The organism is Halorubellus litoreus (genome assembly GCF_055378595.1).
Genome location: NZ_AP043836.1, coordinates 1,153,663 through 1,173,481 on the forward strand (window position 1 = coordinate 1,153,663; position 19,819 = coordinate 1,173,481).

A 19,819-nucleotide genomic window follows, 5' to 3' on the forward strand; every position below is an offset into this window, starting at 1 on the left:
AGATAGGCTGATAAATGTCCCTCGGTTCGCGGCGGCGGCGGGACGGGTCGGACGCCCAGCGAGCGCCGACGACGACCGTGCAGGCAAGTGGTCTACGTGGGGTCGTCCCAGCCGGCGACCGCGTCCGCGAGCCGCTCGAGGAACCGCTCGCGGACGCGCTCGTCCAGTCCCGCTTGCACGGTCGACCGACCGACGCCGGTGTCGACGCTCCGCACGCGCACCGCGAGCACGGTCCCGCCGTCCACGAGTGGAACGTCGCAGACGTCCACGACGACGTCCATCGCCGCGGTCGTCGAGACGATGCCCCGCGGGCGCCGCTTCCCGACGAACCCGGTCTCCACCGGCTCCACCGACGACACCTTCGAGGACGCCGACAGCGCCGCCTCCACGATCCGAAGCGCCTCCGCCCGGTCGTACGGAACGACCTGCATCGTCGACGGACACGGTTGGCGCGAGGAAAAATCGTGCGGCTCCCGGGTTCGAGTCACCGCGCTCGCGACCGGTTCAGTCGTCCGCAGCGACGCCGTCGACGTCGCGGCGCGAGAGCAATGGCGTGCCGTCCGCGCGCGGCCCGAGCCGCGGGCCGTGCGGGCCGTCGCCCTCGATGGCGCGGCGCTGGCGGTAGTCCGTGGAGCGCTCGACGGGTCGTCGGCCGATGGAGCGGATCATCTCGACGTAGTCGTCGAAGCTCCGGAACTCGCCGTACTCGCCGCCCGCGCGCTTCGTTATCTCCTCTGAGAGGATGGTGCCCATGAAGTCGTCCGCGCCGCAGTTCAGGTACTTGAGGCCGCGTTCGTCGCCGTACTTCACCCAGCTCGACTGGACGTGCTCGACGTTGTCGAGGTAGAGCCGGGAGACCGCGATCATGAGTGCATCTTCGGCGGGCGACGCGCCGCCGTCGACGACGCCGTGCTCGAACAGTGGCGTCTGCTGGTGGACGAAGGAGAGCGGGACGAACTCGGTGATGGCGCCGTCGACGCGCTCCTGGAGCGCGCGGACCTCGTCGAGGTGGACGACGCGATGCGCGGCCGTTTCGACGTGCCCGTACATGATGGTCGCGGTGAGGTCGAGACCGACGTTCCCAGCGGCCTCCATCGCCGCGAGCCACTCGCCGGTATCTATCTTCCCGGGACAGATGACGTCCCGGACCTCGTCCACGAGGATCTCCGCTGCGGTCCCCGGCACCGAATCCAGGCCGGCGTCCGCGAGTCGACCGTAGACGTCCTCGTACGTCCAGTCCGTCCCGCGCTTGGCGTGATAGCCCTCTTCGGGCGTCATCGAGTGCAGGTGGACGTCGCCGACGCTCATCGCGTCCATCTGCTCGACGTACGTCCCCGGATGCTTGGCGTATCGCTCCGGGGGCTTGTAGTTCGTCTCCCGCCAGTCGCTCTCGCGGAGCATCTCGTGGTGCTCGTCGTCGAGCGCGAACGCCGGATGCAGGCCCGATACCGACGTCACCTCGTAGATACCCATGTCGAGCGCATCGGCGACCACCTGCCGGGACTCCGTCGGGGTCTTCGTGAATCCATCCGTCTCGCCGTCGTACTCCGCCTCGAACGTGTGCGCGGTGTCCTTGAAGTTACAGAACAGACACCCGGTGTTGCACGCGGTCGTGACGTTGTTGTTCAGGTTCGCGACGAACGTCACGTCCTCGCCGACGACGTCCCGGCGGCGTTCGTCCGCGGCCTGCAGGACGCGCTCCTTGCGCTCGTGGTCGATGCCGTCGACGTCGGTCCCGGTCGTGATGAGTTCGATGCCGTCCGCGACGTCGAGTCGGTCGCCGGCGCGCGCTTTCGCCAGCGCGTTCTCGAAGCCCTGGTCTGTCTCGGGGACGACGTCGAACTCGAAGTCGCCGTCGTCGGGAACGGCCTCGGGGTCGAGCGCGCTGGTCATCGACTCGAACGAGGCGAGTAGACGGCAAAAGCGTGGTGGAACCGGCCCTCTCGCGGCGGCGACGTGCGTCGTGGACAGTGCGCGCGCCTACATCGCGGCAGCTGGGTCGGGCGCGGCCTCCGTCGAGACGCCGGACCCGATCGCGTCCTGGACGGCGCCGTCGTCGAGCTCGAGTTCGTCCGCTATCGTCGCCAGGAGTTGTGCTTCCGCGTCGTCGACGTCGCCGTCGGCGACTGCGACCTGTGCCGCGAACCGGAGCGCGAGCTGGCGGCCGTCGCGCGTGAGCGTCTCCTCGAGGCCGTCGGCGACCTTCGCGGCGTTCGTCGTCCCGTTCGCGTACTCCGTCACGCGCTCCTGGAGCTCGTTCCGGTCGGCGTCCGGGAACAGCTCGAGGGCGTGGTCGCGGATGGCGGCGGCCTCGGTCGGGTCCGCGTTGCCGTCCGCGAGCATCACCGCGACGCCGAGTCGAAGGAGTCCGCGCTTGAGGAGTTCGTGCTCGCCGTAGTCGCTCGCGTCGAACTCGCTCGCGTCCGCGAGGTACTGGAAGTCGACGCCGGACTCCGCGAGCGTCCGCGCGAGCTTCGTCGACGGCCCGCGGTTCACCGCGCCGCGGCCGAGGTTCCAGAGGATGGTGAAGGGGTTCGCGAACAGCGACGCGATGCTCCACCACCCGAGGAGGAGGTTCTTCCCGGCGAGCCCCCAGAGCCGCGAGCGATTGCACTGATGGCAGCCCACGACGGTCCGCGAACTCCACCGGTACGCGAGCAGCATCCCGACGAGGCCGACGCCGGTCGCGGCCTCCTCGATGGGGCGGTCGCCGCACTCCGGACACGGGACGTCGACCGCGACGGCGTCGTCGGGGACGTCGGTGACGGTCGTCTCGGTCGCGTCCCCGGTGGCGCCGTCGGCGGGGCCGACGATGCCGGCGAGGGACGCGTCGCAGTTCCCGCAGTACGGCGCGGCCGGGTCGACGCGCTGCCCGCAGTTCGGGCAGACCGCGTCCTCGACGCCGCCCTCGGGGACGAGGTCGAACCAGTTCCGCACCCGGAGCGGGAGCAGCGGCGGAACGCTGTCGCCGAGTTCGGCGGTCCACGGCTGTATCATGAGCGCGACGAACCCGCCGAGGACGACCGCGGTCACCGCGACGTTCGTCAGGTCGCCACCGCTCGAATCGCCGCCCGCGGTGATCGCGGTCGCGGCGAGGAGCGCGCCGAGGACGCCCGTCGCGAGCGGGAGCGTGCCGCGCGGGAACTTCCAGGCGAGCGCACCGAGGACGACCGCGAGCGCGAGCCCGGCGCCCGCTCCCGTGACGGTCGTGACGCCGCCGAGCGCGAACCCGCCGAGCAGGAGGCCGGTCGCGCCGCCGACGACCGCCCACCCGAAGCGGTCCTCGTAGTGCGCGACCCCCGCGAACACCGCGGCGAGTGCGACGCCCGCGCCGAGCGCCGCCACGTCGCTCACCGGCAGCCCGACGCCGACGCCGAGCGCGTACCCGGCGAGCGCCCCACCGACCCGTGCGTCGTACATCGTCACCCAGTACCCGAACAGCACGAGCGGCAGCACGAGGTAGAGGCTCGCCCCGACGACCTGCTCCACTACCACGACGACCACCCACGGACGTCGTTCCCTGGAATCACGTTCATCCTTGGACCGACACACGAATACATACGAAATTAATCCTTCGACGACGGTGACGCCGAGGAGTCGGAACCGGCAGGCCAGCCACCGCAGTCATGAAAGTTGATTACCCCGCGAATCCGCGTTCGAGACATGACCGCCGCCGCAACCAGAGAGCGTGAGTCGGCATGACCGTCGCCGCAACCGGAGAGCGTGAGTCGGCATGACCTCGGTGAAGGACTTCCGCGTCGAGGAGCCCGCGACCGCGGACGAACTGGGGCGTGGCGCGTTCGTGTTCACGGACGACTACTCGGTGTTCGACTGGGGGAAGATGCCCGACCGCATCCCCGACAAGGGCGCGTCGCTGTGCTCGATGGGCGCGTTCAACTTCGAGCTACTGGAAGATGCAGGGATTCCCACGCACTACCGTGGCGTCGTCGACGACGGCGACGTCGTCCCGCTCCGGGACGCGTCCACGCCGCCGTGGGAGATGGCCATCGACCTCACGCAGGTCCCGGACCTCCCCGTCGACGGCCGCGACTACGACTACGACGCGTACCACGCCGACGCCGGCGAGAACTACCTCGTCCCGCTCGAGATCGTGTTCCGGAACGAGGTCCCCGTGGGCTCCAGCCTCCGCTCGCGGACCACCCCGGAAGACCACGGACTCGACTACGACGCGTGGCCGGACGACGCGGTCGACCTCGCGGAACCTATCGTCGAGTTCTCCACGAAGTACGAGCGCTCGGACCGCTACCTCTCCCGCGAGGAAGCCGACCGCATCGCGGGCGTCGCCGACATCGACGCCCTCGAGCGCGTCGCGCGCGACGTGAACGGCGTCGTCACCGAGCAAGCGGCGTCGCAGGGCCTCACGCACGAGGACGGGAAGATAGAGTGCCTCTACTACGACGGCGAGATCCGCGTCGCGGACGTCGTCGGGACGTTCGACGAGAACCGCTTCAGTTACGAGGGCACCCAGCTCTCGAAGGAAGTCATCCGCCAGTACCACAAGCGCACGCAGCCCGACTGGGTGCGCGCCGTCGCGGACGCGAAGACGGCGGCGAAGGAACGCGACGAAGCCGACTGGAAGGCGCTGTGCGAGGTCGACCCCGAACCGCTCGACGACGAGGTCCTCTCCATCGCGCGCGACATGTACGCCGCCGGCACGAACGCCTACACCGGCCTGGAGCTGTTCGACGCACCGCCGCTCTCGTCGGCGGTCGGGAAGGTCCGCCGGCTCGACAACAAGTAGGACAGCGACGTAGCGCACGGACGACAACGGTCCATCGCAGGGACGGACGACGGCGCTGCGTCTCAGTGGCGTAGTTTCAGAAGAAGGATCGGCTCGTGCGCGCAACCCGCGCGCAACTGGAGGGCTCAGGTCGTGGTCAGCCCATGAGGAGGCGGACCCAGCGGTTCTCCTTGACGAAGTCGAGTTCCTCGAGGAACCCGTCGACGCCGAGGATGCGGCCGGCGCCGATGGCGCCGAGGCCGAACAGGAGCATCGCGTACACGACGTGGTCGTCGACGACCCAGCCGTGTGCGAGCGGGAGGCCCTGCATGAGGCCGCCGGTGAGGCTCGCCGCCCAGAACATCATCATCATCACGGCCGCCCAGAACGCGTTCCAGCGGACGAACGCGCCGAGGATGATGCCGATGCCCGTGAGGGTGAGGCCCCACATCACGAGGATGTCGACGAACCCGCTCCCAGCCATGTCCGCGAACAGCCCCATGAACGGGTTGCCTTCGGGGATGGCGTTCGCGAGGTACCCCGCGGCCGTCCAGTTGTTCTCGGGGTTCCCGTCCAGGTACGTGACGAGCTTGGTGAGCCCACCCTGGAGGAGGACCCAACCCATGACGACCCGAAGGCCGACGAGCGCGTAGCCGATCCAGTGCTCGCTATACTCGAAGTTGGTCTCTCGGCCGAACAGTTCTGCGTCCAGTTTGCGGGTTTGTGCGGACATTGGCTTGCACCTCTACACTTCAGGATTCGACTACCAACCCAATATAAAGAGAGAGTGGTTCTCAGGACGCCGAAACCGTTCTCAGCGCGTGGGAACGACCGATAGCGGCGGGTCGTGAGAGGGCCGCCGGTGGTCGAGCGAGAGCGGGGGCGTCGGGTCGGCGGTGGGACGGTATCCCTTTGCCTGCGCGGCCGCTACCGGCGGGTAGTGACCGAGAGCGATACGGAGACAGAGGAGCTGTCCGTCGACCGGTTCTACGACGCGCTGGAGGACCACGGGCGGCCCGTCATCACGGCGACGGCGCTCGCGCGCCGTCTCGACGTCAGCCAGGAGCGCGCGATGCAGGCGCTGGACGCGCTGGAGGAGCGCGGGGACGTCGAGCGCGCGAGCGTCGCGGAGGACCCGACGGTGTTCTACGCGAGCGACTGGGCGCGGATGGTCGAACGCGAGCGCGTCGTGTTCTTCCCGGAGCGCCGCGAGATCGTCGTCGACCAGCCCGAGCAGTTCACCAGGGCGCAGCTCGCGCAGTTCGCGCGCCTCAAGGACACCACGCGCACCGGCGGGTACCTCTACGAGGTGCGTCGGGAGGACGTCTGGCAGGCGCCGTACGACACGCACGAGGAGCTGGTGGCGACGATGCAGTCGGTGCTGCCGGTGTGGCCGTCGACGTTCGAGGAGTGGGTGGTCGAGCAGTACAAGCGCGCGCACCGGTTCGAGCTCCGGACGCACGAGGACGGCTACGTCGTCCTCGTCGCGGCGAACGAGAGCCTCCTGGGGAACGTCGCCGAGCAGCGATTGCCGGAGGGCGCGCTCCGCGCCGTCATCTCCGATACGGAGGCGTGGGTGGCCGAGGACCGCGTCGCGGAGGTCAAGCGCGTGCTCTACGAGGCCGGGTATCCCGTCGAGGACGGCCGCGACCTGGAGACCGGAGAAGCCCTCGACGTCCAGCTCCATCTGCGGCTGCGTGACTACCAGCAGGAGTGGGTGGACCGCTTCGACGAGAAGGGCGCGGGCGTGCTGGTTGGGCCGCCGGGGAGCGGGAAGACCGTCGCCGCGATGGGCTGCATCGAAGCGGTCGGCGGCGAAACCCTGGTCCTCGTCCCGAGTCGCGAGCTGGCGACGCAGTGGCGCGAGGAACTGCTGACGCACACGAACCTGGTTGACTCGCAAGTAGGCGAGTACCACGGCGGGAAGAAGCAGATTCGACCCGTGACCATCGCGACCTATCAGACCGCGGGCATGGACCGCCATCGCCAGCTGTTCGACGACCGCGAGTGGGGGCTCGTCGTCTACGACGAGGTGCATCACGTGCCCGCGCCCATCCACCGGCGGAGCGTGGACCTCCAGAGCAAGCACCGGCTCGGGTTGACGGCGTCCCCCGTTCGCGGTGACGACCGCGAGGAGGAGATATTCACGCTCGTCGGCCCACCAATCGGGACCGACTGGGACGCGCTGTTCGACGCCGGGTTCGTGCAGGACCCCGAGGTCGAGGTCCGGTACGTGCCGTGGGGGTCGGACGAGGCACAGGAACGGCACGCGAAGCGCGACGGGCACGACAAGCGCCAGGCGGCGGCCGCGAACCCCGCGAAGATCGCGGAGACCGAGCACGTCCTCGAACGCGAGCATCCGGACAAGAAGGCGCTCGTGTTCGTCGAGTACCTCGACCACGGCCAGGAACTCGCGGAGGCGCTCGACGCGCCGTTCATCTCAGGGGAGATGGCTCACAGCGAACGCGACCGCCTCTTCCGGGAGTTCCGGAACGGCGACCGCCGCGTCCTCGTCGTCTCCCGGGTCGCCGACGAGGGCATCGACCTCCCGGACGCCGAGGTCGCGGTCGTCGCCTCCGGACTCGGCGGCTCCAGACGTCAGGGCACCCAGCGCGCCGGCCGCACCATGCGTCCGGAGGGCTCGGCGCACGTCGTCGTCCTCGCGACGCGAGGGACCACGGAGGAGGACTTCGCGCAGAACCAGACCAGGCACCTCGCCTCCAAGGGTATCAGCGTCCGCGACGGCGACGCGAAGGCCTTCGAGACGACCGACGGCCTCGTCGCCGCCACCGACGACACGGACGCCGACGACGAAGACGCGGACGGCGACGAGGCACCAGACGACGCCGCCGAATAATTGCCACCCTCGGGGCGTTCAAGCCACTCCGGGGCTTGCGTTCGGGTAGCATGGTCGACCCTACGTCAGACGTCGGCGACGTGGACGCCGACGACGCCCCCGCGTGCGCCGACTGCGGTGCGCCAGTGACGGGCGACAGTCACCGCGTCCGCTCGCGAATCGTCGACGGCGACAGCGAACACGTACACTTCTGCGACGACGACTGTCTCGAGAACTGGGAGCAAGGATAACTGGCGTCCCGACGCGACCGCGTCCGCGGGTCAGTCGTCGTCGCTGACGACGTCGCCGAGCCCGTCGACGGGCCGGTCGGGGTTCGCGCGGTCGGCTTCCTCGGGGAGCCCGAGCTGGTAGGATTCCTCGCGGTTCTCGCGGAGGCGCGTCCGGCCGCGGTGGACGCTCACCTCGTCGTTCAGGTGGAGGCGCACGGCTTCGAGCAGTGCTTCGGCTTCGAGCGGCTGGCCGCGTTCCTTGAGGTCCGTGATCTCGGCGTCGTCGGGGACGTCGAACGCGCGCTGCGTGATGATGGGGCCCTGGTCGAGGTCCGTCGTCACGTAGTGCGCGGTGACGCCCGCGATGCGGACGCCCTCCTCCAGGGCCTGCCGGTACGCTTTCGCGCCCGGGAACGCCGGGAGGAGGCTCGGGTGGATGTTGATGATGCGGTCCTCGTACCGGAACACGACGTCCGGACTGAGGATGCGCATGTAGCGCGCGAGCACGATGAGGTCCGCGTCGTACTCCGCGAGCAGGTCGAGGAGTTCGCCCTCGTCGGGCGTCCCCTTCTCGTCGCCGACGTCGTGGAACGGGACCTCGTACTTCTCCGCGAGCGGCTCCAGGTCGTCGTGGTTCCCGATGACGACAGAGATGTCCGCGCCGAGGTCGCCGCTCGCCCACGCCTGGAACAATCGTTCGAGGCAATGGGATTCCTGCGTGACGAGCACCGCGATCTGCTGGGTCTCGCGGTCCTCGGGGAACCGAACCTGGATGTCGACGTCGAGTTCGTCGCCGAGGTCGTGGAGGTCCTCGCGGAGTTTCGCCTGCGTGCACACCATCTCGTCGGTGTCCGCGTGCAGCGTCATCCGGAAGACGTCCTCGCGGACCGCCTGGTCGAGGTCCTCGATGTTGATTCCGCGCTCGAACAGCAGGGAGGTCACTCTCGCGATGAGTCCGGTCTTGTCTCCTCCGACGACCGTGATCTCGGCGAAGTCACTGGTCATCGGTGCCACCTCCGACTGCTGGTCGACTGAGACATCAGTCGACGCTGAGGCCACGCGCGAGCAAAAGGGTTCCCTTCCACGCAACCGTGGACGGGGCGCGTGGACGGTAACGCGTCACGTGCGGGCAGCGGTGCGTTCGCGAGTGCCTAGGGTTCGCGGTCGTCGCCGGGGGCTTGCAAGGGCGTTCAGCGGACGGTCGGGTCCGCTGGGTCGGTGTCGTCGATGGTGGCGACGTCGGTGCGCTCCGTGCGCCCGCGGTAGAACTCGCGGACGGAGACGAGGCCGACGGCGACCGCGCCGAGCGCGACGACGGCGACGACGACGAGGACGACGAGCGCGGAGACGAGCAGCTCTAGCATACCGAACTGGACGCTCGCTGAGAGCATAAATCTCGCTTCGTGACGGGTTCCCGACGACGGTATCGGTGGTCGAGACGCCGTCCGGTATCGGTGGTCGAGACGATGCGAGACGCCGCCCGGTATCGGTCGCGTCGACGGCCGTTCAGGCGAGTTCGACGACGAGTTCGTTCCGGCGCTGCCAGGGCGGCGTTCGCGGGTCGTCGTACCGGTGGAGTTCGTGGTCGCCGGCGGCGGCGAGGCCGCGGTCGGCGAGCGCGTGGTCGAGGCGGCGGCGGCCGCGCTCGACGCTGGCCTCGGTCGCGAACCACGAGAACCGGTAGGCGGCGACGCGCCGGTGTTCGACGACGTCGAGTTCGACGCGGTCGTCGGTCGGCTCGGGCGCGCCGTCGAGCGTGTACGTGGACGGCAGGAAGAACGCCATCTCGACGCCCGCTTCGACGGGCTCGGTGGTGACGGGTGCGGTCATCGCGACGTCGACGCCGGGCGTCGTCGCCACCGGCGCGGTCATCGCGACGCCCTGCGTGCGCTCGTTCGCGCCGTCGATGTACGCGAACAACCGGCGGAACGCCTCGCGCTGGCTCGGCGCGACCGTCCGCGCCACCACGACGTCCGGGTACTCGCGGAGTTCGAACGCACCGTCGCGCTCGATGACCGTGTACGGGACCGTCTCCACGTCGGACTGCCCGAACCGCGCCCACGCGTCCCAGACCGCGACGGCAACGGCCGTCGCGCCGAGCGCGCCACCGAGAACCTTGAGGGCTCGCTTCATGTCGACCGATACGAGTGCTGCGAGCATAAGCGCGCCCCCGGTGTCGCGGCCGTCAAGGCCACGCTCTCGTCGGCGTCAACGGGTCGACTCCACACGTTCCGGGGTCGGGACGCGACGCCTCAGTCGTGTTGCCGATACGTGCTCCGACCGACGGTGTGGTTCAGCGGGCAGTACTGGACCTGCGCCTCGTAGACGAGATAGAGACCACAGACGGCGAGGGCGGCCCCGAGTGGCACGTTACCGAGCCCGCTCTCGAGGACGGGCGCGAGCAGCACGCCGGCCGCGGCGGCGAGACACGCGAACCCGAGGAGGTACCGTATCGTCCGCTCGAGGCCGCCGACGTTCCGCTCGTGCCCGATACCGAACACCCAGCGGTAAGCCTGTGCGGCGCCGCCCCCCAGCGACTTCCCTGACTTGTTCGTCATATGCTATCGAACAACACTCGCAGCCGCATAATCGTACCGTCGCACACTCCGCCGTCGACCGCCGCATCCTCACGACAGACGACACCCGCTCGCGGGTCGCTACGCTCCCCGCTCGACCGTATCGTCGCTCCCGCTGGTCGCGACGCACTCCACGGGCTTCCCTTCGGTCAGCCCGTTCCGTCTCGGGGCTCCCGTCGGTCGCCCCGTCTATCTCGCGGGTCGTTGCACTCCCCGCTCGATTGTTTCGTCGCTCCCTAAGGTCGCGGCGTTATCCACAATCGTGTATCACGAAGGGATTGCACAAGAGTTTTTGACCACGAACGCGCGCTTCCAGTCGATGACCGCGTACACCGCCACGGTGACCGTCCGGCTGAAGCACGGGGTGCTCGACCCGGAGGCCGAGACGACCCAGCGCGCGCTCGAACGCCTCGGCTTCGACCTCGAGGACCTCCGCGCGGCCGACCGCTTCGAGGTCGACCTCGACGCCGAGGACGAGGCCGCCGCCCGCGAACGCGCGGGCGAGATGGCCGAACGACTGCTCGCGAACCCGACGATCCACGACTACGAGGTCGCGGTCGCCGAACGCGAGGCATGACCGTCGCCATCGTCCGCTTCGGCGGGTCGAACTGCGACCGCGACGCACTCCGCGCGCTCGACGACGTCGGCGTCGACGCCGAGATCGTCTGGCACGAGGACGGCCTCCCCGAGGACGTCACGGGCGTCATGCTCCCCGGCGGATTCTCCTATGGGGACTACCTGCGCGCCGGCGCGATGGCCGCCCGGTCGCCCATCATGAACGACGTCCGGGACGCCGCCGCGGACGGCGTCCCCGTCCTCGGCGTCTGCAACGGCGCGCAAGTCGGGTGCGAGTCCGGCCTCACCGACGGCGCGTTCACGACGAACGAATCGGCGCGCTTCCAGTGCGAGCACGTCCACCTCCGCGTCGAGAACGCCGACACGCCGTGGACCGCCGGCTACGAGGCCGGTGACGTCATCTCGCTTCCCATCGCGCACGGCGAAGGCCGCTACGAGGTCGACGACGACCGACTCACGCAACTGGAGACGAACGACCGCGTGCTCTTCCGGTACTGCGACGAGGACGGCGAGCCGTCCGTCGACGCGAACCCGAACGGCTCGAAGCACAACGTCGCCGGCGTCCTCGGCGAGCGCGACACCACCGCGGTCCTGATGCCCCACCCCGAGCGCGCGGCGCTCGCGGACGTCGGCGGCACCGACGGCCGCCCGCTCCTCGAGGGATTCGCGCGCGCCGTCGACGCCGAATAATCGGCGACGGCGTGCCGACGAAACCACGCTTGTGAACCTGCCTCAAAGCTTAAACCCCGTGCCGTCCGTACACAAGACGAGTAGTGGTGGCATCGGATTCGGACGAGCGGGGAGGTGGGCCTCGCGTCCTGTACGTCGACGGGTCGCCAGACGTGCCGGCCGTGACGTCGGCACTTTCCGCGGACGTGACGACTGTCGAGACAGCAGCAGCGGCGCGTGCAGCGCTCGCTGACACGCGGTTCGACGTCGTCGTCACCGAGTACGCGCTCCCGGACGCCGACCCCGCGGACGGCGGGACGATAGCGTTCTGCGAGCACGTCCACGAGCACGTCCCGGAGGCGTCCGTCGTCGTCTACACGGCGCACGGCGACGAACGCGTCGCCGGTGACGTGGTCGCCGCAGGCGCCGACGCCTACGTCACGAAGGACGACGACGTGTCCGTGCTCGCCGAGCGCGTCGAACGGCTCGTCGGCGACGACGCCGCCGTGGACTCGAGGCCGGACGGTTCGAGACCGAGCGATCCGGTACCGGCCGGCTCGGTGCGCGCCGACCCGGCGGTCGTCGTCGAGGAGGCGCCGCTCGCGCTCGTCGAGGTCGACACGGACGACGTCATCGTCCGCTGGAACAGCGGCGCTGAAGCGCTGTTCGGGTACACGAAAGCGGAAGCGGTCGGCGAGCACCTCCTCGAACTCGTCGTCCCCGACGACGCCCGCGACGACGTCGAATCGGTCTGCGACACCGCGCTGTCGACGCCCGGCCGGTTGACGAACGTCAACGAGAACGTCCGGAAGGACGGCACGCGCATCACGTGCGAGTGGCACTCGACGAACGCGACCGACGACGACGGCAACGTCCGCAGTTCCGTGTCGCTCGTTCACGACGTCACCGACCGCGAGCAACGCAAGCGAACCATCGCCCAGCTGCGGTCGGTGACGCGCGACCTCGTCCGCGCCGACGACGCCGAGACCGTCGCCGAGACCGCGGTCACCGCCGTCGAGGAGATCCTCGGTCAGCCGTACTCGGCCGCGTACCTCGCGGACGAGGACGGCGAGGCACTGCACGCGACCGCGGCGACCGCCGAGTTCGGCGACCCGCCGCCGGTCGTCGCCGGCGAGAGCCTGAACTGGGAGGTGTACGAGACCGGCGACCGTCGCGTCGTCCAGTCCGACATCCCGTCGGCGACGACGCTCCCCGACGACACCCCCATCCGGAGCGCGGTCGTGCATCCGCTCGGCGACCACGGGACGCTCGCGCTCGGCGCGCGCGACGAACACGGGTTCGACGAGACGGCCATCCAGTTGTCGACGATCCTCGCGTCCGCGGCGACCGCGGCGCTCGACCGGACGAGTCGCGAGGCGGAACTACGCTTCCAGCAGACGATCGTCGAGACGGTCGGCGCGGGCGTGTTCGCGCTCGACAGCGACGGGTTCGTCGAGACCGTCAACGACACCCTCACGAAGATGACGGGGTACGACCGCGACGAACTCGTCGGGATGCACGCGTCGACGCTCGTCGGCGAGGACACGTACGCGAACGCGACCGAGCAGCTGTCCGGGATGACGGACGACGACGGCGAGACGACGGGCGTGGGGACGCTCGAGGTTCGGATACGGGCGGTGGACGGGACGGAGATACCGTGCGAGGCGAACGTCGGCGTCCTCCCCGGTGGCGTGGACGCGGGCGGGGTTGCGGGCGTGGTGCGGGACGTCCGCGAGCGCAAACGCATCCAGTCCGAACTCGGCGAGAAACGCCGGAAGATAGAGCACCTGCACGAGGTCGCGTCGCTGCTCGACGACTGCGAGCGACGCGACGACGTCTGGCGGTTGACGGTGGAGGCGGCCGAAGGCATCCTCGACTTCGACGTCTGCGGTATCGACGAGGTCCGCGGCGAGTACCTGTACTCGGTCGGGTTGTCCTCGGAGATCGAGCCGGAGGGCTACAAGCAGACCGCGCACGTCAGCGACGGTATCGCCGGGAAGACCCATCGGACGGGCGAGTCGTTCCTGTTCGAGGACGTCCGCGCGGACAACGAGGCGACGCCGGAGAAACGCACGTACCGGTCGCTCGTGTCGGTTCCGATCGGCGAACACGGCGTGTTCCAGGCGGTCAGCGACGAGGTCGGTGCGTTCGACGAGGACGACCTCGAGCTCGCGGAACTCCTCATGCGGCACGTCGAGGACGCGCTGGAACGCATCGAGTTCGAGGGACGGTTGCGCGGGGAACGCGACCGGTTCGCGGCGCTGTTCGAGAACGTCCCGGACCCGGTCGTGCAGACGCGTCACACCGACGACGGCGCGATCGTGGAGGCGGTGAACCCGGCGTTCGAGGGCGTGTTCGGGTACGGGAGCGCGGACATCGTCGGCGGGAACCTGAACGACTTCGTGGTGCCCGTCGACCGCCTCGACGAAGCCCGGGACATCGACCGCCGCGGCCGCGAGGGACACGTCGTCGAGCAGGAGGTCAAACGGCGGACGACCGACGGCCTGCGGGACTTCCAGTTGACGGCGGTCCCCGTGGACGCGGACGCCGACGAGCCGATGACGTTCTTCGTGTACACGGACATCACGCAACGCAAGGAACGCCAGAAGCGCGTGGAGATACTGAATCGCGTCCTCCGGCACGACCTCCGGAACGGCATGAACATCATCAAGGGATCGGCGGAGATGCTCCAGGACGCGGTGACGGACTCGACGGCGGCCGGGTACGCGGACCAGGTCATCGAGCGCGCGGACGACCTGCTCGGGCTCGCGGAGAAGACGCGCGCGGTCGAACGGACGCTCGACCGGGATACGCAGGCGACGGGGCCGGTGAGCGTCACCGAGAGCGTGGAGACGAGCGCGGCACGCATCCGCGAGGAGTACCCGGACGCGGTCATCGACGTGGACGTGACCGCGGACGTCGCGGTTCGCGCGGACGACATGCTCCGGACCGCGATCTATCACGTGATGGAGAACGCCGTCGAGCACAACGACTCGTCGACGCCGACGGTGACGGTGCGCGCCGAGTACGCGGGCGACCGCGACGACATGCTCCGCTTGCAGGTCGCGGACGACGGCCCGGGCATCCCGGACACCGAGCGCGAACTCATCGGCGAGGAGCGCGAGATAACGCAACTCCGGCACGCGAGCGGCCTCGGCCTCTGGCTCGTCGACTGGGTCGTCAGTCAGTCCGGCGGCTCCATCGAGTTCGAGGCGAACGAGCCCCGTGGGACCGTCGTCACGCTCTCGGTTCCCATCGCGACCGAGGCGGACGTCATCCAGGCCGACGACTGAACGCGTCGGTACCGTTCGGGGTCAGTACCCGAGTTGGTCGCGGACGAGGACGACCGTCGTCCGGCCTTCCTCCATCTCCTTGCGGAAGACGAGTTGCTTCGCGATGGCGGATTCGACGCCATAGGCCTCCTGTGCGCGCTCGTTCTCGAGCGGGTACGCGACTTCTTCGAGGCGGTCGAAGGCGTCGTCGAGCGTGTCGACGATCTTGTTCACGCCGGAGACGATGACGACGTTCCCGGCCGCGAACGGATAGGCGCCGATGCGGCTCCCGGACATGTCGGCGGCGACGAGTTCGCCCGTGGAGGCGATGGCGTTGATGCCGCCGAGGAAGTAGTCCGCGGTCTGGGCGTCGCGGCGTGCGGCCTGGCGTTCGGCGTCGTCGTCGATGCTCCAGACGTGGTCGGGGAGGCTCTCCCAGTCGTGGTCGTCGCCGCCGAGGTAGTCGACGAACCCGATCTCCTCGAGCGTGGTCGAGTGCCCGTTCATCACGGACGCACCGGCGGGAATCTCGTCGACGATGGCGTCGAGCGCGTCGTCGGCGGTGTCGACGACGTCGACCGCGAACCCGTTCGCTTCGAGGTTCGCGACGGCCTCCTCGATGGTGTCGTCGTCGGGTTGGGCGTCGAGGTCGGTGTCGATGTCGGCGTCGTCTACGTAGTCGGCCTTCTGTTGGGACATGGTCGTGGTGCGTCCGTAGCCGCCTGCCGTACTTAACGAGACGCGGACACCGGTGTCGGTAGGTGACGCCACCGATACCGGGACGAACGATAGCACACGGCACGCCATTCGTGGGCGTCGTCGACGGTCGATTGGGACGCTCCCGCACGGTTCTTTAAGTCATTCTGGTCGCAATGGGTCGTAGTGAGGAGGTTGACGCCGCACCCTGCGGCGTCGTACGCGATTCTACGTCGCTCGCTCGTACAGCAGCGCGTCACCCCAGACTAGCCAGCGGAGACGTCGTGGTTCGTCGACGCGCCGGACGGCCCGAGTCGCGAGAACGACCCGCACGGTTCTTTAAGTCATTCTGGTCGCAATGGGTCGTAGTGAGGAGGTCGGCGCCGCATCGCGCGGCGTCGCACGTGCTTCTGTGACGTCCAGTTCCGTAGAAACGCGGTCGTTCCGCAGCGACGCCGCCGTGTCGTCGCGAGCCGTTCGCGCAATCCGCAGACGAGGGTCGCCGTCGGTGGTCGCGCGCGAGCCATCAGCGCCGGCGTGCGGACGCCGACGGGAAGTACCTGCTCCAGCGTGCCGACTTTGGTTGCCGATAATCGACGGAACCGCCCTGAATACCCCGGGCGACCCCCTGAGAATCCGGAGAACGAGCACGGCGTTCAGAGTTGTCTGACGAACGCTTATGGTGCGTCCGTCCCCCGGGTCGCTCATGAGTCGTGCAGACCGGAGCGCGTCGACGCGCGTGATCGAAGCCGCCGCAGCCAGGACCGACCGCGACGAACTGGACCTCCCACCGCTCGCGGAGGTCGTGGACCCGGAGGCCCTGGACACCATCGCGGACGACTCGAGCGCGGTTCTCACGTTCCCCTACGCCGGCATGCACGTCACCGTCGACGAGACCGGCGCCGTCACCGTCGACGAGCGCACGGACGCCTACGCGAACGGCGAGCAAGCGCTCGGCGACGACTGACGGCTCGGTACGCGAACGAAAAACGAGACGGGCCGGGTGCGGGACGGGCCGCGCTCAGTCGACCAGCGGTGCGTTGTACTCGGTCTCGCGTTCGAGCACGGTCTCCCACGTCGCCTCGCACTCGCAGGACACCTGCTCGAACACCGACGGGTCCTGGCGGAGGTCGAAGTCCTTGATGGCCGTCTGGACGTTGTCGTCGCACTCGCCGCAGTTGTGCGGGCCGCGGTCGCTCCCGTGGCCGACGGGGTCGCTGACGACGATGACGTCCTCGTCCGCGGTCGATTCGAGGACGTCGGCGACCGACCAGAGCCACGGCGGCCGGTAGCCGCCGCGGAAGTAGAGTTCGTCGACCATCGTGTACCGCTGGACGTTACACGGGTTCATCGACACCGTGTGGCAGCCCTCGACGCCCGCGCACTTGCGGACGCTCGCCTTCATGTCTTCCAGGGCTTCGGGTTCCGTGAGGAACGGCGGCTTCATGAGGAGATAGGCTTTCACGCCGGCGCCCGCTTCCTTCGCGGCCATCGCGGCGTCCTCGAAGTCGCTGAAGTCGAAGTACTTGTTCACGCAGTCGTGGCGGACGCGGTCGGTCGCGGTCTCCAGGCCGACCGCGACGTCGACGTCCAGGCCGTGCTGCGTGAAGTCCGCGACCTTCTCGGCGTCGACGAAGTCCGGGAGGCTCTCGACGACGATGCGCTCGCGGTCCGCGAACGTCTCGGCGATGGCCTGCCGGGTTTCGGCGCCGACCTCGCGCTCGTCGAGGAAGCTCCCGGACGTGTAGATCTTGATGAGGCCCGCTTGCTCGTCGTCCTCGCCGGGTTCGCCGAGGTTCTCGCGCTCGTGGTCGAGACAGACGTCGATCTGGTCCATGAGCGCGTCGTGCGCGACGCTCCCACCTTCGACGGACTCGGCGACGTACCCGCACATCGTGCAGCCGCCCGCTCGCGCCCACCGACACCCGCCCGTGTTGAGGATGATGGTGAGGCTGTCGTAGACGCCACCGGGCGTGTTGTCCTCGTCGAGCCACACGCGCGTCGGCTCGTGGGGGTCGTACGTCGCGTCCTTCTGCGCGCGGATGCCGCGCATCACCTCGTTGTGCGCGTCCATCCCACGACCGCGCTCGTAGACCTCCGGACTCGGTTCGCTCATTACCGGAGTCTGGGGCCGCTCGCTCAAATCCCCTTCGAGTGCCCGCAAGCCTAATACGCTCGTCGACCGCACTGCGGGTAATGGTCGAGGTGGGGCTGTCGGACGCGACGTTGCGCGCGGTCGACCGGGTCGGTCACGAACTCGCGATCGACGTCGTCGGGTGGGACGACGACGCGACGCCCGAAGCCATCCCCGTGAAGGGCTTGGACGAGTTCGTGGCGGCGCGCGCGACCCAGTTGACGTTCGGCGAGGACCTCGTGGAGCTCGGCGACGCGGACGCGGAGGGGTTCGAGAAGCTCGGCGAGGGAACGCAGACGTGGTCGCTCGCGGACGACGCGCACCTGGTGAAGGTCACCTCGCAGCTCGGTGCGTACCTGAAGTTCACGGGCGCGGGGACGCTCGCGCGGCTCGCGGACGGCCGCGTCCGGTTGTCGTTCGAGCATCCGACGGCGGTGACGTTCGGCTACTGGAGTCTCGTGGATTACCCCGAGGAGACGGTGACGGTGCCGGCGACGGCGAGCGGGCTCGCGACCGCGCTGTCGGCGCTGTCGTCGGCGTACCTGTCGCTCGGGCCGGACCGGACGCTCCCGGGGTGGCGCGAGTACCCGCCCCGTATCGCGTTCGGCGACGAGACCGACGTGCCGGACGCGGTCGCCGACGCCGTGCCGGACACCGGTATCGAGCTGGTGCTCCCCGACGAGTTCGCGTACGGGATTCCGGCGGCGCCGCTCGCGTACCACCTCGCGGCCGACGTCCGCGTCGCGGACCGCGAGACGCCGGAACTCCGCGTTCCCGAGCACGACGTCGTCCACGAGTTCCCGGCGCTCCCCGAGTTCGGCGTGGCGGCGAACGACGTCTTCCAGCGGACGTTCTACGCGGACTGTCTCGTGAACTCGGCGCGCGGCGGGACGGACCTCGCGGAGGCCGAGTTCCTCGACGACGTCGGCCTGGACGCGGACGCGCTGTTCGATGCGACGCCCGCCGAGCGCCTCGTGGCGTACCTGGACGCGCCGTTCGAGCGCATCCGGAGTCGACTCCCGGCGCGCTCGCACGTCGCGTTCGTCGAGCCGACCGCCGAGTACGCGACCGCACTCGGGCATCTCGCGCACCACGAGGCGCGCGTCTACCTGCCGTCGGCGTTCGACGCGGTCGGCGCGAGCGCGGACCCGTCCGTGACGTCCGCGTGGCTCGCACCGGGGACGCGCCCGGGGACGTACGCGGCGTCGCCGGCGGCGTACGAGAACTACCTCTCGCATCTCGACGCGGGCCTGGACGACGGCGAGCCGGAGGTGCTCGTCGTCGGACACGGCCGCGACGGCGACCAGGAGGCGGTGACGGCGTTCTACCGGCACTACGACGGGCTCGTCGACCTGTCCGTGGTCGAGCGACGGGACGCGACGACCGCGGACCTCGCGGCGGCGCTCGCGGAGCGGCGTGCGTTCGTGCACGTCGTCGCCGAGCGCACGCCCGACGGTGGCGTCGTGTGCGCGGACGGCGTCCTCGACCTGGAGACGGTCGAGGCGGTCGGCGCGCGCCTGTTCGCGCTCGACTTGACGGGCGCGTCGACTGACGCGGACGCGGCGAGCGCGGTCGCGCGGTCGCTCGTGGACGCCGGCGCGGTCGCCGGCGCGAGTCGGACGGGCGCGGTGTCGCGGACGGCCGCGGAGTCGTTCGTCCGCCTGCTCGTGAACGGGTTCGGCCTGGAGTTGTCGCGTCGGCTCGTCGACCGGTACGTCGACGGCGCGTTCGACGTGGTGGTCGCGGGCGACGGCACGCACACGCTCCAGGCGGACGACAGCGTGAACTACATCCCGCTGCACGTGGTCGCGAACGGCGACGGGACGTTCGCGGTCACGGGGAAGGCGGGTGGACCGACCGCGGGGTTGTTCTGGCATCCGGACGTCCCGGAGGTCCGACCGCGCCTGCTCGCGAACGGCCTCGCGTTCGAGCTGTCGGCGACCGAGCTCGCGGACTTCCTCGACGACGAGGGCTATCTCGTCGTGTACGACGACGAACTCCACTGGTCGAACGAACTCACGCCGTTCTACCCGGTCGCCTGACTCACCCCGCCGTTCTACCCGGTCGCCTGACCCACCCCGCCGTTCTA

18 protein-coding genes are annotated in these 19,819 nt (G+C 69.5%); 8 read left to right on the plus strand and 10 right to left on the minus strand.

Annotated elements, in window-relative coordinates; genetic code table 11:
- Window positions 1–92 precede the first annotated feature (92 nt).
- The 3 genes from ACZ48X_RS09970 to ACZ48X_RS09980 form a co-directional block, all read right to left on the minus strand.
- A complete protein-coding gene (locus tag ACZ48X_RS09970; protein WP_336350890.1) occupies window positions 93–431 on the minus strand; it encodes a hypothetical protein in 339 nt (112 codons plus the stop codon).
- Window positions 432–504: 73 nt separating this feature from the next.
- Window positions 505–1,893, minus strand: coding sequence for a 7,8-didemethyl-8-hydroxy-5-deazariboflavin synthase subunit CofH (gene cofH, locus ACZ48X_RS09975; RefSeq protein ID WP_336350891.1), 1,389 nt, complete (start codon window positions 1,891–1,893; stop codon window positions 505–507).
- 87 nt (window positions 1,894–1,980) lie between these two features.
- Window positions 1,981–3,495: a TerB family tellurite resistance protein gene (locus ACZ48X_RS09980; RefSeq protein WP_336350892.1), complete on the minus strand. Its 1,515-nt coding sequence runs from the start codon at window positions 3,493–3,495 to the stop codon at window positions 1,981–1,983.
- A 238-nt stretch (window positions 3,496–3,733) separates the two neighbouring features.
- Here ACZ48X_RS09980 and ACZ48X_RS09985 point away from each other — a divergent pair, with 238 nt between their 5' ends.
- Window positions 3,734–4,762, plus strand: coding sequence for a phosphoribosylaminoimidazolesuccinocarboxamide synthase (locus tag ACZ48X_RS09985; RefSeq protein ID WP_336350893.1), 1,029 nt, complete (start codon window positions 3,734–3,736; stop codon window positions 4,760–4,762).
- A gap of 136 nt (window positions 4,763–4,898) precedes the next feature.
- Here the strand turns inward: ACZ48X_RS09985 and ACZ48X_RS09990 are convergent, their stop codons facing one another.
- Window positions 4,899–5,474 (minus strand): DoxX family protein, encoded by a 576-nt coding sequence (locus tag ACZ48X_RS09990; RefSeq protein WP_336350894.1) that lies wholly within the window; start codon window positions 5,472–5,474, stop codon window positions 4,899–4,901.
- Window positions 5,475–5,681: 207 nt separating this feature from the next.
- On the opposite strand from ACZ48X_RS09990, the gene ACZ48X_RS09995 reads away from it, so the two are divergent.
- The gene (locus ACZ48X_RS09995; protein ID WP_336350895.1) at window positions 5,682–7,598 is read left to right on the plus strand and encodes a DEAD/DEAH box helicase family protein; all 1,917 of its coding nucleotides are present in this window, start codon (window positions 5,682–5,684) and stop codon (window positions 7,596–7,598) included.
- A 50-nt stretch (window positions 7,599–7,648) separates the two neighbouring features.
- On the plus strand, window positions 7,649–7,828 hold the full coding sequence (locus ACZ48X_RS10000) for a DUF7576 family protein (RefSeq protein WP_336350896.1): 180 nt from the start codon (window positions 7,649–7,651) through the stop codon (window positions 7,826–7,828).
- A 30-nt stretch (window positions 7,829–7,858) separates the two neighbouring features.
- Here ACZ48X_RS10000 and ACZ48X_RS10005 read toward each other — a convergent pair whose 3' ends face one another.
- The 4 genes from ACZ48X_RS10005 to ACZ48X_RS10020 all read right to left on the minus strand — a co-directional run bounded on the left by ACZ48X_RS10005 (window position 7,859) and on the right by ACZ48X_RS10020 (window position 10,365).
- Window positions 7,859–8,812 (minus strand): formyltetrahydrofolate deformylase, encoded by a 954-nt coding sequence (locus tag ACZ48X_RS10005; protein ID WP_379762433.1) that lies wholly within the window; start codon window positions 8,810–8,812, stop codon window positions 7,859–7,861.
- Between the two features lie 185 nt (window positions 8,813–8,997).
- Window positions 8,998–9,171 (minus strand): hypothetical protein, encoded by a 174-nt coding sequence (locus ACZ48X_RS10010; RefSeq protein ID WP_336350897.1) that lies wholly within the window; start codon window positions 9,169–9,171, stop codon window positions 8,998–9,000.
- A gap of 142 nt (window positions 9,172–9,313) precedes the next feature.
- Complete coding sequence (locus ACZ48X_RS10015; RefSeq protein WP_336350898.1) at window positions 9,314–9,940, minus strand: SOUL family heme-binding protein; 627 nt, start codon at window positions 9,938–9,940, stop codon at window positions 9,314–9,316.
- Between the two features lie 119 nt (window positions 9,941–10,059).
- Window positions 10,060–10,365: a YgaP-like transmembrane domain gene (locus tag ACZ48X_RS10020; protein WP_336350899.1), complete on the minus strand. Its 306-nt coding sequence runs from the start codon at window positions 10,363–10,365 to the stop codon at window positions 10,060–10,062.
- A gap of 337 nt (window positions 10,366–10,702) precedes the next feature.
- Between ACZ48X_RS10020 and purS the strand changes: the two genes are divergently transcribed.
- The 3 genes from purS to ACZ48X_RS10035 all read left to right on the plus strand — a co-directional run bounded on the left by purS (window position 10,703) and on the right by ACZ48X_RS10035 (window position 14,921).
- The gene (purS, locus tag ACZ48X_RS10025; RefSeq protein ID WP_336350900.1) at window positions 10,703–10,960 is read left to right on the plus strand and encodes a phosphoribosylformylglycinamidine synthase subunit PurS; all 258 of its coding nucleotides are present in this window, start codon (window positions 10,703–10,705) and stop codon (window positions 10,958–10,960) included.
- Entirely contained in the window at window positions 10,957–11,649 is a 693-nt protein-coding gene (gene purQ, locus ACZ48X_RS10030; protein ID WP_336350901.1) for a phosphoribosylformylglycinamidine synthase I, read from the plus strand. The genes purS and purQ overlap by 4 nt, the downstream gene beginning before the upstream one ends.
- A gap of 86 nt (window positions 11,650–11,735) precedes the next feature.
- On the plus strand, window positions 11,736–14,921 hold the full coding sequence (locus tag ACZ48X_RS10035) for a PAS domain S-box protein (protein WP_336350902.1): 3,186 nt from the start codon (window positions 11,736–11,738) through the stop codon (window positions 14,919–14,921).
- A 21-nt stretch (window positions 14,922–14,942) separates the two neighbouring features.
- On the opposite strand, the gene ACZ48X_RS10040 is transcribed toward ACZ48X_RS10035, so the two are convergent.
- Window positions 14,943–15,599, minus strand: coding sequence for a lactate utilization protein (locus ACZ48X_RS10040; RefSeq protein WP_336350903.1), 657 nt, complete (start codon window positions 15,597–15,599; stop codon window positions 14,943–14,945).
- 703 nt (window positions 15,600–16,302) lie between these two features.
- Here ACZ48X_RS10040 and ACZ48X_RS10045 point away from each other — a divergent pair.
- The gene (locus tag ACZ48X_RS10045; protein ID WP_336350904.1) at window positions 16,303–16,563 is read left to right on the plus strand and encodes a HalOD1 output domain-containing protein; all 261 of its coding nucleotides are present in this window, start codon (window positions 16,303–16,305) and stop codon (window positions 16,561–16,563) included.
- 54 nt (window positions 16,564–16,617) lie between these two features.
- Here the strand turns inward: ACZ48X_RS10045 and ACZ48X_RS10050 are convergent, their stop codons facing one another.
- On the minus strand, window positions 16,618–17,712 hold the full coding sequence (locus ACZ48X_RS10050) for an archaeosine biosynthesis radical SAM protein RaSEA (protein ID WP_336350905.1): 1,095 nt from the start codon (window positions 17,710–17,712) through the stop codon (window positions 16,618–16,620).
- An 80-nt stretch (window positions 17,713–17,792) separates the two neighbouring features.
- Between ACZ48X_RS10050 and ACZ48X_RS10055 the strand changes: the two genes are divergently transcribed.
- Complete coding sequence (locus tag ACZ48X_RS10055) at window positions 17,793–19,772, plus strand: hypothetical protein (RefSeq protein WP_336350906.1); 1,980 nt, start codon at window positions 17,793–17,795, stop codon at window positions 19,770–19,772.
- The last annotated feature ends 47 nt before the right edge of the window (window positions 19,773–19,819 follow it).

Coding starts and splice junctions, on each gene's coding strand:
- purQ (WP_336350901.1), top strand. CDS start 10,957: ATGACCGTCGCCATCGTCCGCTTCGGCGGGTCGAACTGCGACCGCGAC.
- ACZ48X_RS10050 (WP_336350905.1), bottom strand. CDS start 17,712: ATGAGCGAACCGAGTCCGGAGGTCTACGAGCGCGGTCGTGGGATGGAC.
- ACZ48X_RS10005 (WP_379762433.1), bottom strand. CDS start 8,812: ATGACCAGTGACTTCGCCGAGATCACGGTCGTCGGAGGAGACAAGACC.
- ACZ48X_RS09990 (WP_336350894.1), bottom strand. CDS start 5,474: ATGTCCGCACAAACCCGCAAACTGGACGCAGAACTGTTCGGCCGAGAG.
- ACZ48X_RS09970 (WP_336350890.1), bottom strand. CDS start 431: ATGCAGGTCGTTCCGTACGACCGGGCGGAGGCGCTTCGGATCGTGGAG.
- ACZ48X_RS10020 (WP_336350899.1), bottom strand. CDS start 10,365: ATGACGAACAAGTCAGGGAAGTCGCTGGGGGGCGGCGCCGCACAGGCT.
- ACZ48X_RS10015 (WP_336350898.1), bottom strand. CDS start 9,940: ATGAAGCGAGCCCTCAAGGTTCTCGGTGGCGCGCTCGGCGCGACGGCC.
- ACZ48X_RS10045 (WP_336350904.1), top strand. CDS start 16,303: ATGAGTCGTGCAGACCGGAGCGCGTCGACGCGCGTGATCGAAGCCGCC.
- ACZ48X_RS10010 (WP_336350897.1), bottom strand. CDS start 9,171: ATGCTAGAGCTGCTCGTCTCCGCGCTCGTCGTCCTCGTCGTCGTCGCC.
- ACZ48X_RS09985 (WP_336350893.1), top strand. CDS start 3,734: ATGACCTCGGTGAAGGACTTCCGCGTCGAGGAGCCCGCGACCGCGGAC.
- ACZ48X_RS10055 (WP_336350906.1), top strand. CDS start 17,793: ATGGTCGAGGTGGGGCTGTCGGACGCGACGTTGCGCGCGGTCGACCGG.
- purS (WP_336350900.1), top strand. CDS start 10,703: ATGACCGCGTACACCGCCACGGTGACCGTCCGGCTGAAGCACGGGGTG.
- ACZ48X_RS10040 (WP_336350903.1), bottom strand. CDS start 15,599: ATGTCCCAACAGAAGGCCGACTACGTAGACGACGCCGACATCGACACC.
- cofH (WP_336350891.1), bottom strand. CDS start 1,893: ATGACCAGCGCGCTCGACCCCGAGGCCGTTCCCGACGACGGCGACTTC.
- ACZ48X_RS10000 (WP_336350896.1), top strand. CDS start 7,649: ATGGTCGACCCTACGTCAGACGTCGGCGACGTGGACGCCGACGACGCC.